At 60.6% G+C, this 17,238-nt stretch carries 15 protein-coding genes and 1 pseudogene; 5 read left to right on the forward strand and 11 right to left on the reverse strand.

The annotated features are described in order from the left end of the window. Positions 1–16: 16 nt before the first annotated feature. From ACMGGN_RS22310 to ACMGGN_RS22335, 6 genes and pseudogenes are all read right to left on the reverse strand, one after another. Positions 17–388 (reverse strand): ethanolamine utilization protein EutQ, encoded by a 372-nt coding sequence (locus ACMGGN_RS22310; protein ID WP_119687993.1) that lies wholly within the window; start codon positions 386–388, stop codon positions 17–19. After that, complete coding sequence (locus ACMGGN_RS22315; protein ID WP_414156305.1) at positions 385–1,713, reverse strand: NAD(P)/FAD-dependent oxidoreductase; 1,329 nt, start codon at positions 1,711–1,713, stop codon at positions 385–387. The genes ACMGGN_RS22310 and ACMGGN_RS22315 overlap by 4 nt, the downstream gene beginning before the upstream one ends. 9 nt (positions 1,714–1,722) lie before the next feature. Beyond that, entirely contained in the window at positions 1,723–2,958 is a 1,236-nt protein-coding gene (locus ACMGGN_RS22320) for an FAD-dependent oxidoreductase (protein WP_223255142.1), read from the reverse strand. Further along, positions 2,947–3,108: pseudogene (locus ACMGGN_RS22325) on the reverse strand (rubredoxin); the annotation flags it as partial. The pseudogene ACMGGN_RS22325 and the gene ACMGGN_RS22320, both read right to left, overlap by 12 nt. 12 nt (positions 3,109–3,120) lie before the next feature. Then, entirely contained in the window at positions 3,121–4,566 is a 1,446-nt protein-coding gene (locus ACMGGN_RS22330) for an aldehyde dehydrogenase family protein (RefSeq protein WP_115273194.1), read from the reverse strand. 10 nt (positions 4,567–4,576) lie between these two features. After that, entirely contained in the window at positions 4,577–5,767 is a 1,191-nt protein-coding gene (locus ACMGGN_RS22335) for an aromatic ring-hydroxylating oxygenase subunit alpha (protein WP_281869701.1), read from the reverse strand. 397 nt (positions 5,768–6,164) lie between these two features. Between ACMGGN_RS22335 and ACMGGN_RS22340 the strand changes: the two genes are divergently transcribed. Further along, the gene (locus ACMGGN_RS22340) at positions 6,165–7,868 is read left to right on the forward strand and encodes a BCCT family transporter (RefSeq protein ID WP_174142383.1); all 1,704 of its coding nucleotides are present in this window, start codon (positions 6,165–6,167) and stop codon (positions 7,866–7,868) included. A 67-nt stretch (positions 7,869–7,935) separates the two neighbouring features. On the opposite strand, the gene ACMGGN_RS22345 is transcribed toward ACMGGN_RS22340, so the two are convergent. Together ACMGGN_RS22345 and lpdA are read right to left on the reverse strand one after the other, a co-directional pair. Next, the gene (locus tag ACMGGN_RS22345; protein WP_115273191.1) at positions 7,936–8,844 is read right to left on the reverse strand and encodes a LysR substrate-binding domain-containing protein; all 909 of its coding nucleotides are present in this window, start codon (positions 8,842–8,844) and stop codon (positions 7,936–7,938) included. Positions 8,845–9,047: 203 nt separating this feature from the next. Beyond that, positions 9,048–10,448, reverse strand: a complete 1,401-nt coding sequence (gene lpdA / locus ACMGGN_RS22350; RefSeq protein ID WP_046786768.1) for a dihydrolipoyl dehydrogenase — start codon at positions 10,446–10,448, stop codon at positions 9,048–9,050. 201 nt (positions 10,449–10,649) lie between these two features. On the opposite strand from lpdA, the gene cfaB reads away from it, so the two are divergent. Further along, a complete protein-coding gene (gene cfaB / locus ACMGGN_RS22355) occupies positions 10,650–11,834 on the forward strand; it encodes a C17 cyclopropane fatty acid synthase CfaB (protein WP_237859666.1) in 1,185 nt (394 codons plus the stop codon). 35 nt (positions 11,835–11,869) lie between these two features. Here the strand turns inward: cfaB and cls are convergent, their stop codons facing one another. Beyond that, on the reverse strand, positions 11,870–13,309 hold the full coding sequence (gene cls / locus ACMGGN_RS22360) for a cardiolipin synthase (RefSeq protein WP_046786766.1): 1,440 nt from the start codon (positions 13,307–13,309) through the stop codon (positions 11,870–11,872). 129 nt (positions 13,310–13,438) lie between these two features. On the opposite strand from cls, the gene ACMGGN_RS22365 reads away from it, so the two are divergent. After that, on the forward strand, positions 13,439–13,966 hold the full coding sequence (locus ACMGGN_RS22365) for a DUF3617 domain-containing protein (protein WP_237859663.1): 528 nt from the start codon (positions 13,439–13,441) through the stop codon (positions 13,964–13,966). 5 nt (positions 13,967–13,971) lie between these two features. Here the strand turns inward: ACMGGN_RS22365 and folE2 are convergent, their stop codons facing one another. Beyond that, a complete protein-coding gene (gene folE2, locus ACMGGN_RS22370) occupies positions 13,972–14,859 on the reverse strand; it encodes a GTP cyclohydrolase FolE2 (RefSeq protein ID WP_237859661.1) in 888 nt (295 codons plus the stop codon). Positions 14,860–14,883: 24 nt separating this feature from the next. Next, complete coding sequence (locus ACMGGN_RS22375) at positions 14,884–15,264, reverse strand: hypothetical protein (protein ID WP_039602354.1); 381 nt, start codon at positions 15,262–15,264, stop codon at positions 14,884–14,886. A gap of 111 nt (positions 15,265–15,375) precedes the next feature. On the opposite strand from ACMGGN_RS22375, the gene zigA reads away from it, so the two are divergent. Further along, complete coding sequence (gene zigA / locus ACMGGN_RS22380; RefSeq protein WP_174142385.1) at positions 15,376–16,584, forward strand: zinc metallochaperone GTPase ZigA; 1,209 nt, start codon at positions 15,376–15,378, stop codon at positions 16,582–16,584. After that, the gene (locus tag ACMGGN_RS22385; protein ID WP_115273187.1) at positions 16,581–17,207 is read left to right on the forward strand and encodes a DUF1826 domain-containing protein; all 627 of its coding nucleotides are present in this window, start codon (positions 16,581–16,583) and stop codon (positions 17,205–17,207) included. The genes zigA and ACMGGN_RS22385 overlap by 4 nt, the downstream gene beginning before the upstream one ends. Positions 17,208–17,238 lie beyond the last annotated feature (31 nt).

Here is a 17,238-nt window from a genome sequence, read left to right on the forward strand (position 1 = left end):
GGGAGAGGGTCGGTAGTCAGGCAAGGCCGTGACGCTGTTTCCAGTCGCCCGGGTACACCACATAGCCGAACAGCGCGTGGCCTGCATAAACCAGTTGCGTGCCTTCGGGAATCCACAACACCTGGCCAGGCGATACCCGATACAGCTCGCCGTTGGCCTGGAGCTCAAAGCAGCCCTCGATGATGAAAATCACTTCGTCGTAAAGCACCGTCCAGGCCACTTCGGCACCTGCCCAGCGGGCAAAGCCGATGCCCAGGTTGGGCGACACTTCGTTGCTGATGGCGCGTGCGACCCATGCGTCACCCGGCGGGCCGCCACGCTGGGCAAAATCCAGGTCGCGATGATCGACCAGTCGTACCGGGCCTTTGCCGCTTGGCACGCGGCTCATACTTCGCGCCTGCTGTTGAATGCTGCCCAGCGAATCCGAGTGCGCACGCCCAGGCCCAGGAACGGCTCAGGCGGGTTGCGTGAGGGCATCCCGGTCACGGCGCGGATGTCGCTCAACTGTCGCGAGTCCGCGCCCACTGCCATGTCGGCCAGCAGCGTGCCGGAAATGGTGCCCCAGGCGGCACCAACGCCGTTGTCGCAGGCGGTTGCGTAGACGCCGTCATCGAGTTGACCGAAGTAATTGGTGAAGTTGCGCGAGATCGCATAGGCACCGCCCCAGGTATGCGTGAACGGCACCTGTTTGAGTTGTGGATAGCGCGCCTCGAACGCCTTGCGATGATCATCGCGAATCTTGCTGCGGGCGGCATCGGTGATGCTGCGACCGTAGCGAGGAACGTGCTTGTAAGTATTACGAATGATCAGGCGTCGGTCCTGGGTCATGCGCACCGTGGTACCGGCGTGGTCGGCAGGGGTAAGCCCCCAGTCGGCCTGGGCGCCGATTGCTGCCATCTCGGCATCGCTCAGCGGCCGTGTCCAGCTGGCGAAGGTCATCACCGGCAGCAGGCGGTTGCGCAGGTAACCGAACTCCTGGGTGAAAATGCTGGTGCCCAGCAATACCTGCGGGGTACGGATCAGGCCGTTGTCGCCGCGCAGCAGCCACTTGCCGCTGGGGTCTTTCTCGAGTGAGCGGATGGGCGACTCTTCAAGCACTTCGACGTTGGCCGGCAGCGCACCACCCAGGCCACGGACCAGGGCGGCAGGTTGCATCAAGTAACAACCCGGGGTATAGATAGCACGGCTGTAGTAGCGGCTACCGAGTACGCCGGCCAGTTCGTCACGCTCCACCACGCGATAGGGCTCACCCAGGTCGGCCATGAGTTTTTCGAAATGGTCCAGGTAGCCCTGGCCACGCTCGCCCACCGCACCCTGGTACTTGCCCGCATGAGACCACTGGCACTCGATGCCATGACGGTCGATCAAGGTCTGCAGTTGGTCGATGGCGGCCCGGTTCAGCCCCAGCAGGCGCTGCTTGTGTTGCGGGTCGGGGTGCTCCAGAGCGAACTTGTGCGGCAGGTCGATGACAAAGCCCGAGTTGCGCCCCGAGGCGCCGTAGGCGATGCGCTGGGCATCCACCAGGATAATGCGCGCCTGTGGCAGGTGCTCGGCCAGCCGCCGTGCGGCGGCAAGCCCGGCGAAGCCTGCACCGATCACTACATGGTCGGCATTCTGTTCGCCACTCAGGCGCTTGCTCGGTGCCGGCTCAGGCAGCGCGGCGTACCAACCGCAGCTGCGGTCGTCGTGAGGCAGATTGACAATACTGTTCATGGTTCGGCCTCAGGCCACATGTTGCTGGGTGTCCTGGCAGCTTTGCAGCCAGGTATTACGTTGCAGTTGCGCCTGGCGCCCGAGCAGCACGAACCCGCGCAGGGCACCGGCGTGGTCGTGGAACGCCGCGCTCAATCCATCGCTGGTCGGATCGCAACGCCATTGCCCCTGACAGTCACCGGGTGGCGTCAGCAGGCACAGTGGGGCAACCGGGGTTTTCACGGTCACAGGCGCCAGTGGGTAGTGGGCAGCGGTCGGTTGACCCAGCAACGTCTTGGCCAGGGCACGAATACCCTCGTTGATCGGCGCCAGGTAGGGCAGCAACTGGCCATTGATCTCGACGCAGTCACCCAAGGCGTATATGCCCGGGTGCGAGGTCTGCAGTTGTGCATCGACCTTGATCCCCCGGCCGCAGTCCAGGCCGGCCTCTAGCGCCAGTTCAAGGTTGGGGCGCAAGCCCACTGCGCTGAGCACCAGGTCTGCCTCGACCACTTGACCGTCGGCCAGAGTCAGTTGGTAGCCGTCGCTGTTGCGCTCGATGCGCTGCAAGGTGGTGCGCAGATTCCATTGCACGCCAAGGCCCGAAAGCGCCTGCTGCAAGTGCTGGCCTGCCGCCTCGGGCAGCAGGCGCTCCATGGGCCAGGCGCCCAGGCCGATCACCCGCACCTTGTAGCCATTGCTCGCCATATCGTTGGCGAACTCGCAGCCAATCAATCCGTCACCCAGAATTGCCACGCTCTTTACATCTTTGAGACGTTGGCGGAACGCCTGGTAATCGTGCAGGTTGTTGACGCTGAGCAGGGCCTCGGCGCACCCCTCGATAGGCAACCGCACCGCAGAAGCACCGCTGGCCAGTACCAGTTGGCCGTAGTCCATTTCGCCTAGGCTGGTATGCAGCCGTCGCGCCTGGGTATCAATACGCTCGACCTTGCATCCGGCATAGATTCGAATGCCCAATCGCTGCTCGATCGCCAGCGGGCTTTCAGTTGCCAGGGTTGCAGCAGTGCGCCCTTGGGCCAGGGCGATCGACAAGGCAGGTTTGGAGTAGATATGCCCCGACTCTTGGGTCAGTACGCGAATCTCCAGCTGCGGGTCGGCCTTGCGCAGGGCTTGTGCCAGGCCATAGCCGGCATGGCCGCTACCGATGATGACCACCGGTTGCGCCGGGCGGGCGACGACCACAGGTTGCGCCTGGATGACCGGCGCCGCCGCCACAGCAGCAATCGGAGTGCTCAGTTCGATCATTTCAAAGTCGGCCTTGCCGACCTTGCACTCAGGGCACAGCCAGTCCTCGGGCACATCTTCCCAGCGGGTGCCGGGGGCGATGCCGTCGTCGGGCCAGCCTTTGGCTTCGTCGTAGATCAGGCCACAGATGATGCAGAGCCAGGTTTTCATCGCGTTACCTCCTCACTCGCCCTTGATACGTACGGCCAGGTTTTTGGTCCTGACGTAGCTGTAGAGCGCCTCCTGGCCTTTTTCGCGTCCGAAGCCCGAGAGCCCGACCCCGCCAAACGGGGTTTCGATGCCGCCGGCATACCACTCGTTGACGAACACCTGGCCGGCGCACAGGCGCCGTGCGCAGCGCAGAGCGCGGTTGAGGTCCTGGGTGAACACGCCTGCCACCAGCCCGAAGACGGTGCCGTTGGCAATGGCGATGGCCTGCTCTTCGCTGTCGAAGGGCATCACTGCCAACACCGGGCCGAACACTTCGGCCTGGGCGATCTCCATGTCCGGGGTTACATCGCGCAGTACCGTCGGCGCCATGTAGTGCCCACGCAGGCCAGAGATGGCCTCGCCGCCGGTTGCGACGACGGCGCCTTGCTGTTGGGCCCGCTGGCACAGGGCTTCGATACCCTCGAGCTGGCCTGCAGAGATCACCGGTGTGTGGTCCGGGTTGTCCTGGCCCAGGCCGACGCTCAACCCCTCTGCCATTGCCACGACATCAGCGACGACATCGTCGTAGACCGAGCGATGCACCAACAGGCGTGACATGGCCGAACATACTTGGCCGGCGTTGAAGAAAATGCCGCTTTTCACGCTGTTGATCACTTGCTCGCGATCGGCATCGGGGAACACCAGGGCAGCCGACTTGCCGCCCAGCTCCATGACGCTGGGGGTCGCGTGGTCGGCGGCGGAACGCAAAATGCTCTGGCCGGTAGCAACAGAGCCGGTGAAGACGATCTGGTCGACGTCGCGATGGCCGGCCAAATAGGCCCCCACTTCACGGCCCCGGCCGCAGATCAGGTTGACCGCACCCTGTGGCAGGCCAGCACGCTCGATGGCCTGCATCAGCACGCACAGGCCGAGCGGCGACAGCTCCGGCGACTTGATCACCACAGCGTTGCCCGCCGCCAGGGCCGGGGCCAGGGAGCGCGCGCAGATCGACACCGGGAAATTCCACGGCACGATTTGCAGCGACACGCCCATCGGGTCGTAGACGGTGAAGTCCATGTAGCCGTCGCCCAGCGGAATCGACTTGCCTTCGATCTTGTCGGCCATGCCGGCGTAATACTCGAAGTAGCGCGCAGCCTCGACGAATTCGTCACGCGCATCACGCAGGCTCTTGCCGTTTTCCTGGCACAGCACCCAGGCGCCTTCATCGGTGATTGCACGAATCTGCGCCGCAATCTCAAGCAGCCAGGTCACACGCTGCGCCGGCCGCACGCGGCTCAACACATTGCTGTCGACACAGCGTCGGGCGGCCTGCAGGGCGCGTTCGGCGTCGGCCACGCTGGCCTGGGCGACGGTCGCCACAGGTGCGCTGGTGCCGGGGTTGTGGATGGTCAGGTGCTGCTCACTGTCGGTCCACTGGCCGTCGATGAAGTTCAGCCAGTGCGGGGCTATCGAATGCATGGTGATCACCTCAGGCGCGCTGCGCGCAGTCGAGCAATTGGCGGGCAGCCCACTTGTGGAAGTAGTGGGTCGGCAGGTCCATTTCCGGCGAGAATGCGCCACCGCTATAGCCAGGGGAGAGGCGGCCCTTCTGCATGCCTTCGACCGAAGCGATATCTTCGGCGAACACCACGCGCCAGGACTCCATCACGGCTTTGCGCGAGGCGTCGTAGTGGCTGTCCAGGGCCTGATCGCCGACATAGAACAGGCGCAGGTGTTCGATGGTTTTGCCTGGGGCCACGGGCTCCAGCATCATGGCGAAGGCGTGGTCGGCCTGGATGCCGAGCAGCACGTTGGGGAAGAACGCCACGTACTCGGCGGTGCGCAGGCGCTCCTGTGGCCAGGATGGGAAGATCGGCAAATGGGTGCCGGCAACGGCCGAGAGGTTGTAGGCGTGGCTGCCCTGGCCGGCGAACTCCTCGAACATGATGTTGTAGTGGTCTTCCAGGCGCGAGTAGCTGTTCAGGCTCGGGTGTACCCACGGCAAGTGGTAGGCCTCGCAGTAGTTCTCGACCGCGAGCTTCCAGTTGCAGTTGACCTCGATGCTCATGGCGCCGCTGTTCGCTTCACGGCGCAGCAAGTTCATGCCGTCGCTGCCCAGGAACTGGGCCCAGCGCTCGGTCAGCGGTTTGAGTTGATCTTCAAGGGCCGGTGCATCGCCGGACAGGTTGATGAACACCATGTCCATCCAGATCGTGGTGCGCAGTGCCTTCAGGCCATGCTTTTCGCAGGCGAAACGCTCGTCCTTGTGCTGATTGATCCCGCCGACGTGCGGTGTGCCTTTGAGGCCGCCATTGAGGTCGTAGGTCCAGGAGTGGTAGGGGCAGCGGATCACGCCCTGCACTTCACCCGCCTGCTGCACCAGTTTCACGCCGCGGTGGCTGCAGACGTTATGGAACACCTGCACCAGGCCTTCGCGGTTGCGCATCATCAACAGCGGCAGGCCCATGAAGTCCACAGGCTTGACGTAGCTGGTGGTCGGCAGGTCGCTGGCAAAACCGATACAGGCCCAGTTGCGCCCCAACACTTCATCGCGCTCAAGCTCGAAATAGCGCTGGTCGGTGTAGAACTCATTGGTCAGGCCATGGGCTTCATGGATCGGTGCCAGAACGGTTTCCAGGGCGTGGACGGGAATAAGGCGGGAATCAGTCGATACGGTCATTTTTGTTTTCTCTTGTCAGATGCACGGCAGGCAGTGCCTTGATGCCTGGCGCCAGTTTCAGCAAGAGAAGGAGGGCTCGACAAACGATTTATTTCAGCGTTATTTATCAGTTTTAATCATTAATGATTTGCGCGCAGGTTAGGGTCTTCGCAAAGGAATAGTTGATGAACGGTCATCTTCTGGATTGCCCACGTTTATGATTTTTTGTAATCAATTGATGACAAGAAATAGTTTGTCGAAGTGTGGGTGATTCTCCCATTTTGTCAGGGCCCAAGGGAGCGTGCCGTGCCTTGGGCCTACGGGAGGACCGCCGCCAGGGATCTGGCACCTGCCTGTGGCAGCGGCGCTATCCAGCCGTGACATAAAACCCTTGAACAAAAACAATAGGGGATAACCCATGCGTGCCGAATCTGGCCTGCTCAAAGGCCTCAATCCCACCGTGACGATATGGTCGTTGCTGGCCGTTGTACTTTTCGTGCTGTTTTGCGCCCTGTTCGCAGAACACGCGGCTGCTGCCTTTCAACGTGCCTCCGACTTTATCTTGCAGAACTTCAAATGGTTCTACCTGATCTCGGTCACTGGTGTGTTGGGGTTACTGTTTTATCTCATGTGCAGCCAGTTCGGGCACATCAAGTTAGGGCGTGACGACGACAAGCCTGAGTTCAGCTTCGGCTCCTGGATCGCCATGTTGTTCAGTGGTGGCATGGGCATCGGCCTGATCTTCTGGTCGGTTGCAGAGCCCATGTGGCATTACGCGGGCAACCCCTTTGCCACGGGCCTGACCGACGAAGCGGCGACCACCGCCATGCGCATCACCTTGTTCCACTGGGGCCTGCATCCGTGGGCAATCTTTACCATCGTGGGCCTTGGTCTTGCGTACTTTGCCTATCGTAAGGGCTTGCCGCTGAGCATGCGCTCGATCCTCTACCCACTGATCGGTGAGCGCATCTATGGGCCTATCGGTCACGTGGTCGATATCCTTGCAGTGGTGATCACTGCATTCGGTGTCTCCCAGTCGTTGGGGCTGGGTGTGGTGCAGATGAACACTGGCTTGAGCCAGGTGTTCGACCTGCCCATCAGCCTCGGGGTGCAAGTCACCTTGATCGTGCTCATTACCCTGGTGACCACCGTATCGGTGATGGCTGGTGTATCGCGCGGCATGAAGCGCCTGTCGGAATGGAACATGCTGCTGTCGGTGATACTGGTGGTGTTGATCCTGCTGCTTGGGCCGACTCGCTACATTCTCAACCTGATGCTTGAAAGCACCGGCGACTATGCCCAGCACATCGTCGGCTTGAGCTTCTGGAGCGATGCCCAGAAAGACAGTGGCTGGCAGAACTGGTGGACGGCCTTCTACTGGCCATGGTGGATGACCTGGGGGCCGTTTGTAGGCCTGTTCATCGCCCGCATCTCCAAGGGCCGTACCATTCGAGAACTGATTGCCGGCGCGCTGTTGGTGCCAACCTTGGTGACCATCGTCTGGATGTCAGTGTTCGGCGGCGCGGCCCTCAAGACCGAGCAGGTCGACCGTCAGCACCACGAGCTGCGGGTAGCCAGCGGCGAGCTGCAGGGCGACAAGGCCAAGTTCGAAGGTGGCACGGTATTGCTGGCGACCAAGCAGGAAACCACTGCGGCCATGTTCACCCTGCTGCACAAGATCGACGCGGGTACGTTGGGCAAGGTGCTGAGCGTGCTGGTCTGCATCCTGTTGGCGACGTACTTCATCACCTCGGCTGACTCCGGCACCCAGGTGCTGTGTACGTTGAACTCCATGGGCAGTGCCAATCCGCCGCAGAGTATCCGCCTGCTCTGGTGCATTCTGGAGGGTGCCATTGCCACAGCCCTGCTGATGGCGGGAGGGCTCAAGGCGATCCAGATGGCAAGCATCGCAGCGGGCTTGCCCATTGCGGGGTTCATCCTGCTGATCAGTTACACCCTGATGCGCAGCTTGCGCCAGGAAATGGCTGATGGCGTGCTCGATACACCGCCGGGCGGGCGCATGCCAATCCCGCAGATCATCCCTCAGGGCATCACTCCGGTGACTGGCACACTGACGGGCGGGGGTCTTGATGGGGGGCTGACGGCGAAGAAAGCCAGCTGACCCCAACCCGGTATGGAATACCCAAGACCGGCAGTCATCCGCTGTCGGTCTTGTGCTTTCTGGCAGGCTATTTCTGTACGGATGGCTGGGCCATCAACCAGTCTCGGAACAGCCGCACGCTTTCACGGGGGCCCCGCTCGTTGGTCGACTCCAGCAGGCAGAACTTGGCATCGGTCTGCAGCACCACATCGTTGGGCATGACCAGCGCGCCGCTGCTCAACGCATCGTCCACCAGGTTGCCCCAGGCCAGAGCCACGCCCTGGCCACTGATCGCCGACTGGATCAACATGCTGTAGCTGTTGATGTTCACGCGGTGCTTGGGCGTCATCGGCTGATACCCCAGGCGCTTGAACCACTCCGGCCAACCTACCCAGTCGCGCTGGGAGTCTTCAAGCCACAGCCAGGTGCACGTCGACAAGCCTTCGATGCTGCTCAGTTGCGGATGCCTGGCCAGATAGGCCGGGCTGCATACCAGAAAGATCTTTTCCGAGAACAGCGGCGTGACAGTCATGTCCTTGGGCGGTGGGTTGCAGTAGTACAGCGCGAGGTCGCTCTCGAGCCTGGCGTAATCCTTCACATGATCGTGGGCGATGATCCGCAGATCGATGTCTTCATGGGCACTCTGGAACTCCGACACCTTGGGCAGTAACCAGAGTGAGGCCATGGCGGTACTGGTGGCCACCGTCACTTGCTGGTTGCCATGCCACTGGCGAATCTCGCCCGTGGTACGGGCCAGGTGCAACATGCACTCGCGCACCGTTTCGTAGTACTGCGTGCCGGTATGGGTGAGGGTCATGGTGCGGGTGGTGCGGGTGAACAGTGCCTTGCCCAGGTAGTCTTCCAACAGGCGAACCTGACGGCTGATGGCACCCTGGGTGACGTTCAGTTCTTTGGCAGCAAGGGTAAAGCTCAAATGGCGGGCTGCAGACTCAAACGCATGCAGGCTGTTGAGCGGCGGAAGAGGCTGGATTTTCACGGCTTGGGGTTCCACTCATTATTATTATCAGCCGCTCTATATTAATGATCCGTTCAGTCTCCAGGGGGCAGTCGGGAGAAATATTTTGAAGACTGGACCAGACCACAGGCCCCATGATTTGGGGCCTGCCGCAACAGCTTCAGTTCTTCGAACTCACTGTAACAACCCTCAGTGAGAGGGGCGTCGTTCCGGGGTTTCGAACCTCAGATCTGCATCGCCATCCCATCCACATTCATCGCCGCCTGGCGCAAGGCCTCGGAGCGGGTCGGGTGCGGGTGGCAGGTGAGGGCGATGTCTTCAGCCGAGGCCGAGAATTCCATCGCCACGCAGAACTCGCCGATCATCTCGCTGACGCTCGGGCCGACCAGATGCACGCCCAGTACCTCATCGGTGTTGGCATCGGCGAGGACCTTGGCGAAGCCTTCGGTCTCATGGTTGATCTTCGCGCGGCTGTTGGCGGTGAAGGGGAACTTGCCCACTTTGTAGGCGCGGCCCTCTGCCTTGAGTTGCTCTTCAGTCTTGCCGACGCTGGCCAGCTCGGGGCGGGTATAGATCACGCCGGGGATCAGGTTGTAATTGACCTCGTGGGGTTTGCCGGCGATGCGCTCGATGCAGGCGACCGCTTCGTCTTCGGCCTTGTGCGCCAGCATCGGGCCGGAGGTGACGTCGCCAATGACCCAGACACCTGGCACCGAGGTGCGATGATGCTCGTTGGTGAGCATGCCGCGTTTATCGGTCTGCAGCCCGACGCTTTCCAGGTTCAGGCCTTGGGTATAAGGACGACGGCCGATGGCAACCAGTACGTAGTCGGCTTGCAGTGTTTCTGCAGCGCCGCCGGCGGCCGGTTCCAGCGTCAGGCTGACCCCGTCGGGCGAGGCCGTCGCCTGGGTCACCTTGCTGCCGAGCTTGAAGGCCATGCCTTGCTTGGCCAGGGCCTTTTGCAGGGTCTTTGCGGTTTCCTCATCTGTGCCGGGGCAGATGCGGTCGAGGTATTCAATGACGGTGACCTGGCTGCCCAGGCGACGCCACACCGAACCCAGCTCCAGGCCGATGACGCCAGCGCCGATCACGATCAGGTGCTTGGGCACCTCGGGGAGGGCCAAGGCGCCCGTGGAATCGATGATGCGCTGGTTATCGATAGTCACGCCTGGCAGGGGAGTGGGCTCGGAGCCGGTAGCGATGACGATGTCCTTGGCCTGCAACGGCGTCTCGCTGCCGTCCTCGGCTTTGACAATGACCTTGCCGACGCCATCGAGGCGGCCCCAGCCTTTGATCCAGTCGACCTTGTTCTTGCGAAACAGGTACTCGATGCCCTTGGTCAGGCCAGTCACGCTCTCGTCCTTCTGTTTCATCATCTGGGCGAGGTTCAGGGTTGGCTTCACTTCGATGCCGAGGTGGGCAAACTCGTCACCGCTGGCAGCCTCATACAACTCCGAGGCATGCAGCAATGCCTTTGACGGCATGCAGCCGACATTCAGGCAGGTACCGCCAAGGGTCGAGCGGCCTTCCACACAGGCGACACTCAGGCCCAGTTGCCCGGCACGAATCGCCGCGTTGTAGCCGCCGGGGCCACCGCCGATGATCACCACGTCATAGGATTTCATGGGTTTTCTACTCCAGATGAAGAAGCGCGAGATGGACACAAGGTTAAGCTGAGAGCGTTAAGTTGTATACAATCTGAGGTATTCATAAGATCAGTTGGTTCTAGACCTTGGTCTCGTTCAGCGGAAACTTCGCACGAATGAACTACCCTGTTTCGGTGGTGTTCGAAATTTCATGTATCGAGCCCAGAAGGAGGGTCGTTCATGCTTGCGCAACTTCCGCCGGCGCTGCAGAGCCTGCATCTGCCACTTCGTCTGAAATTGTGGGACGGTAACCAGTTCGATCTGGGGCCCAGTCCGCAGGTCACCATCCTCGTCAAGGAGCCTCAGTTGATCGCTCAGCTGACCCATCCAACCATGGACCAGCTGGGCGCCGCGTTCGTGGAAGGCAAGCTGGAGCTGGAGGGCGATATCGGTGAAGCCATTCGGGTGTGCGATGAGCTGAGCGAAGCCTTGCTGACGGGGGAAGATGATGCACCGCCACAGCGTGTGGCTCACGACAAGAGCACAGACGCCAAGTCCATCTCCTATCACTACGACGTCTCCAACGCGTTCTATCAACTCTGGCTCGATCAGGACATGGCGTATTCCTGCGCCTACTTCCGTGAGCAGGACAACACCCTCGATCAGGCACAGCAGGACAAGTTTGACCACTTGTGCCGCAAGCTGCGCCTGCAAACCGATGACTACCTATTGGACGTCGGCTGCGGTTGGGGGGGGCTTTCACGCTTTGCCGCACGCGAGTACGGGGCGAAAGTGTTCGGCATTACCTTGAGCAAAGAGCAGCTCAAGCTGGCGCGGCAACGGGTCAAGGCAGAAGGCCTGGCCGACAGGGTCGACCTGCAGATCCTCGACTATCGCGACCTTCCTCAGGATGGCCGCTTCGACAAGGTGGTCAGCGTTGGCATGTTCGAGCATGTCGGGCATGCCAACCTGGCGCTGTATAGCCAGAAATTGTTCGGCGCTGTGCGAGAGGGCGGCCTGGTGATGAACCATGGCATCACCGCCAAGCATGTCGATGGCCGTCCGGTGGGGCGAGGGGCGGGTGAGTTCATTGACCGTTACGTATTCCCCAACGGTGAGCTGCCGCACTTGTCGATGATCAGTGCAAGTATCTGTGCGGCCGGGCTGGAGGTCGTCGACGTCGAGAGCCTGCGCCTGCATTACGCCAAGACCTTGCACCACTGGAGCGAAAACCTGGAGAACCAGTTGCACAAGGCTGCCGCGCTGGTGCCGGAAAAGACCCTGCGCATCTGGCGTCTGTACCTGGCCGGCTGCGCCTACGCATTCCAGAAGGGCTGGATCAACCTGCATCAGATCCTTGCCGTCAAACCCTACGCCGATGGGCATCATGACCTGCCCTGGACGCGTGAAGACCTGTATCGCTGATTCCCCCGGGGCGCTTCAGTGGCCCCGGTTACCTATCAGAGTATCGGCGAAATCAACCGCGCAATACGCATCCCTAGCTGTTGAATGCGGTGGGTTTTACTGCTGTCCTCAGGCGTAATTTCCCTGGCCTTCTCGAAATCAGTGGTCAACATCGTTTCGACCTGATCCGCGAAATCTCGATCCACGGTCAGCAGGGTAATTTCGAAGTTGAGCCGGAACGACCGGTTGTCCAGGTTGGCACTACCGATAGCACTGACCTCGTCGTCCACCAACACCACCTTCTGATGAAGGAAACCTGGCTGATAGCGGAACATGCGTACCCCCGCCCGTACGGCCTCGAAGGCGAACAGGCTGGAGGCTGCGTAAACGATCCGATGGTCAGGCCGCGCTGGAATCAGGATGCGCACATCCACACCGCGCAGCACGGCCAGACGCAGTGCGGCGAACACGGCCTCGTCGGGAATGAAGTAGGGGCTGGTGATCCATACGCGGCGAGTCGCGGAGTGGATGGCTTCGATGAAAAACAGTGAGCAGGTTTCCTGGGAATCTGCCGGCCCGCTGGCCAGGGCCTGGCACAGCACACCATTGTCAGGATAGGTGTCCGGCAGGATCAGTGGCGGTAGCTGACGCGTTGCCCAGTACCAGTCTTCGGCGAAAGACTCCTGCAGGCAGGCCAGCACCGGGCCGCCGATCTGCACGTGGGTATCACGCCAGGGCGAGAGCTGGGGGTTGCCGCCAAGGTATTCATCACCGACGTTGTGCCCGCCGATGAAACCGGTGACCCCATCGACCACGACAATCTTGCGGTGGTTACGGAAGTTCACCTGGAAGCGATTGAACCAGCCGCGGCGGGTGGCGAAGGCATGGATCTGTACACCTGCGTCTCTGAGGCTCTGGCTATAGCTGGCGGGCAAGGCATGGCTGCCAACCCTGTCATACAGCACGAACACCTTCACGCCATCGGCCGCTTTGCGCAGCAACAGTTGCTGCAGTGCTTTGCCGAGGGTGTCGTTGTGGATGATGAAGAACTGTACCAGCACCACTTCTCGCGCTTGTTCGATAGCCGCGAAGATGGCGTCGAAGGTGGCCTTGCCATCGATCAACAGCTTCACTTGGTTATTGGCCAGGCATGGCATTCGCCCAAGTTTCGGCATGGCACGCAGGGCGGCGTAGCTCTGTGACTCCCGAGCGGTGAGGGCTTCCTCCACCCATGGCCGCCAGTTGAGGTTGGCCATGGCCACGTGCATTTCCTGGTTGGCCTGGCGCCGAGCCTTGATGTAGGCATTGAAGGAGCGGGCACCGAATACCAGGTAGGGGATGAGGGTGAAGTAGGGAATGAAGAACAACGACATGGCCCAGGCGATGGCCCCTTGGGCAGTACGCACGGTAAACACCGCATGCAGCGCGGCGATGATGCCAAGCAAGTGAACGAGCCCGAGCACATAGCCGAAGAAGTAGGGGCTGTGGTAATCCATACGCATCCTGCTTGGCAAATACACAGCAGATAACAGAACACTTCCAGGGCCGCCTTGCAACCTGAAAGCGGATTTGCCGTCTAAGCCTTTGCCCGGCCATGAGCCGGTTATTTTGAGGAGCGTTCGTCCATGAAGATTCGTCTGCCAATGCTGGCCCTTGCTTTTGGCCTGGCCAGCCCACTGGTGCATGCGCAGATGTTGCAGCCTGGTCTGTGGGAGCTCACCACCAGCAACATGCAGGTCGACGGTAAGCCGTTGCCGGACATGCAGTTCATGCTTGGCCAACTGAAGAACCTGCCGCCCGAGCAGAGGGCTATGATGGAAGGGGCGCTGGCCAAGCAGGGCATCGCGGTAGCAGGTAATGGCGTGCGTTCCTGCCTGACGCCGGAGCAGGTGAAAACAAACGATATTCCCTTGCAGGACCCTCAGTCAGGCTGCACGCAAAAGATTACCGACCGGACCGGCAATGTCTGGAAGTTTCAGTTCAGTTGCCCAAAAGCTCAGGGTACCGGCCAGGCTACTTTCCTCAGCGATAAGGAGTTCACTACCCAGGTCAACGGGACATTCAATGCTTCGGGTGTCCAACAACGGGGCAGTATGAATACCCGTGCGGTATGGCTGGGAAATGACTGTGGAGCAGTAAAGCCGCGTACCTGAAGAGCTCACCATTGCCAATGGCTGGCGGCTACTGCGTCGTGGGCATGCAGGCTTTCTGCATGTACCACACGCAGCTTGAAGGCCGTGGTCCATTCCATCTGTCGCAACGCTTCATGCAGGCGGCGGGCGGCATCTTCGCAGAACATCAGGTTCTGTCCGTTGGCCAAGGCGAACGCCTGTTCGTCTGCGCGTTTCACGGCTGTTTGAACGGCGGTGCCCAAGCTTGCCTCAATCTGGTCGATCAGCTTCGTGACCGGTAGTACTTCCAGGCTTTCGCCCAACCGTACGTGAACCTCAGCCAGGCTCCGTTGGCTGTGGGGGGTAGCAACGATGCCCTGGCTGCTGCCCAACCACTCCAGGACCGCCTCTCGGTTCATTGCCTGCCCGGAAAAGTCTGCCTGGAATTGTTGCTGAATCAATTGCCGTGCAAGTGCCGCAGAGCATGGGCAGGTCGACGAATAAGGCACGCGAACCGATAGTTCCACGTGGAACATTCCATTTTCAACCTTGGCATTCACGGTGATCGAGTAGCTTTTCCATCCTGCCAATGGGCTGACAAGGGCCGGCCTTTTCAACAAATGATCGAAGGTCAAACGCAGGTAGGCGGCATGGGATAGGCCCTCATGACTAGCCAGAAAATCTGCCAGTATTTGGCGGATTGCCAACGGAGTCAGCGATTGACGTTCGAGACGCTCCAGTGACAGGTACAGCCGGGACATATGAATACCGCGCGAGGCGCCATCCTCCAGGCTTACACCTGCATCGGCCATGGCCGCTACGCTACGCCCGTCGAAGTGCACGGGCTGGGCGATCCCGCACATGCCCACCCAGGCCAGTGGCGTAGCATGCTGATGTGTCTGTGCGGCGATATCGGGGAGCGTCAGGCTAGTCATTGGCAATACCAGATAAAAGAAATGTCAGCGGCAGCCACCGACCAGGCTGCAATGCAGATTGAACCGTTGGCCGTTGGAGCTGGAAACGCGGTTAAGAGAGGTCCAGCCAACTCGGCGGCTGTAGCCAACCCAGGCTTCACCATCGCTGGCCAGGCCGGTGAAGAATGTCAGCGCTCCATAGCGGCTGTTGGTTTGCGCCCATAAGCGGCGCGTCGCACTGTCGAAACCGCGCAGGTAGAAGTGGCTGCCCTCCGTACGCACGCTGTAGTAACTGCCATTGGCGTCCTTGCAGGCCAACAGCGTCGCGCTGCGTGTACATACCGCCAGCGTGTTTTGCTGAGGCATCGCAAGCAAGGATGTAGGCGCAGCGAGCAGCAGCAACAGGGCGGCAGGTGACAGGTTCATTTCCATCTCCGGTTACTCATCCGACGAGTACGGCTTGGCGAAATTGTATTGTTACTTTATAACATTGTGCAATGCATCGTTTCGAATGCGTCTGCCTGTAGAGGTTTCGCCATGCCCAATCGTCTTCCCGTTACTGTGCTTTCCGGCTTCCTGGGTGCCGGTAAAAGCACCTTGCTCAACCATGTCCTGCGTAATCGCGACAACCTGCGTGTCGCAGTCATCGTCAATGACATGAGCGAAATCAACATTGATGCCAGTGAGGTCCAGCGTAATGTCAGCCTGAATCGGGCTGAAGAAAAGCTGGTTGAGATGAGCAACGGCTGTATCTGCTGCACCCTGCGTGAGGACCTGCTGGAGGAAGTCGCACGGCTGGCGAATGAAGGCCGGTTCGATTATCTGCTGATCGAGTCCACAGGCATCTCCGAGCCGCTGCCTGTAGCTGAGACGTTCACTTTCCGCGATGAGCAGGGCCGTAGCTTGAGCGACATGGCACGGCTGGACACCATGGTGACGGTGGTCGATGGCCTGAACTTCCTGCGCGATTATCAGGCGGCGGACAGCCTGGCGAGCCGTGGCGAAACCTTGGGGGACGACGATGAGCGATCGATCAGCGACCTGCTGATCGAACAGGTGGAGTTTGCTGATGTGCTGCTGCTGAGCAAGATCGACCTGATCAGCCAGCATGAGCGCGAGGAGCTCATCGCCATTTTGCGCAGCCTCAATGCCCGAGCGCAGATTTTGCCGATGGTCATGGGCCAGGTGCCGCTGGCACAGATCCTGGATACCGGCCTTTTCGATTTCGAGCAGGCTGCACAGGCACCTGGATGGCTTCAGGAACTGCGCGGTGAGCATGTGCCGGAAACCGAGGAATACGGCATTGCCGCTACTACCTGGCAAGCTCGCAGGCCGCTGCACCCACAACGCTTCTTTGATTTTATCCACAAGCAATGGAGCAATGGCCGGTTACTGCGCTCCAAAGGCTTCTTTTGGCTGGCCAGCAAGTTTCAGGAGGCTGGCAGCTGGTCGCAGGCTGGCGGCATGATGCGCTATGGACTGGCCGGTCGCTGGTGGCGTTTTGTGCCAAAGGAACACTGGCCGCAGGACGAACAGAGCGCTGCAGAAATTCTTGAACACTGGGTGGCTGAGAGTGGTGACTGCCGTCAGGAGCTGGTGTTCATTGGGCAGAACATCGACTTCGCCCAGTTATCCACAGACCTGGATGCCTGCTTGTTGACCGATGACGAGATGGAAATGGGTCATGCGGGCTGGCTGCGCTTGCCGGATCCCTTCGGTCCCTGGCACACCGAGGAGGCAGCATGACGCCAGCGGCTCAGCCTGTGGATATCCGCCAAGTACACGGCGAATCGCCTCGGGTACTCACCGACATATTTCAAGAGGGCGTGAACCTGGCAGTCTGGCAGCGACGCTTGCCTGCCCAGGTTGAAGACTTCGCGGGATTGGTGGTCAGCCTCGGCCAACCGTTGGCGGACCAGCGGGTGCTCAAGGTGCATGAGCATGAGCCGCCGTTACTGCCGGGCTTTTTGGGGGAAGCGGCTGATCTGCAGGGCTATGAGAGTTTCGTCGCAGATGTGTGCTGGCTGATTTCAGCCTATACGTGCCTGTTGGGTGCACGTCGGGTCGGTCTGCGCGTGCGGGTACTGCACAATGCCATGTGCCCGCGCTTTCATGTGGATAACGTGCCTGTGCGCTTGCTCACGACTTATGTGGGCTGCGGCAGCGAATGGCTGTGCGAAGGAGCCATCGAACGAGCCGGATTGCAGCTCGCACCGGCACCTGTGGATAACATCCAACGACTGCAAGCGGGTGATGTTGCGCTGCTGAAGGGCGAAAAATGGGTAGGCAACGAAGGGGCAGGCCTGATCCATCGCTCGCCGGCTGGCCATGACCCTCGCCTGTTGCTCAGCCTTGACTGGTTGGCGTGACGGGGCATAGTGGAGTGAATTTCGGCCTGAA

The sequence above is a fragment of the Pseudomonas sp. BNK-30 genome (genome assembly GCF_047456185.1).
Lineage (GTDB): Bacteria > Pseudomonadota > Gammaproteobacteria > Pseudomonadales > Pseudomonadaceae > Aquipseudomonas > Aquipseudomonas putida_E.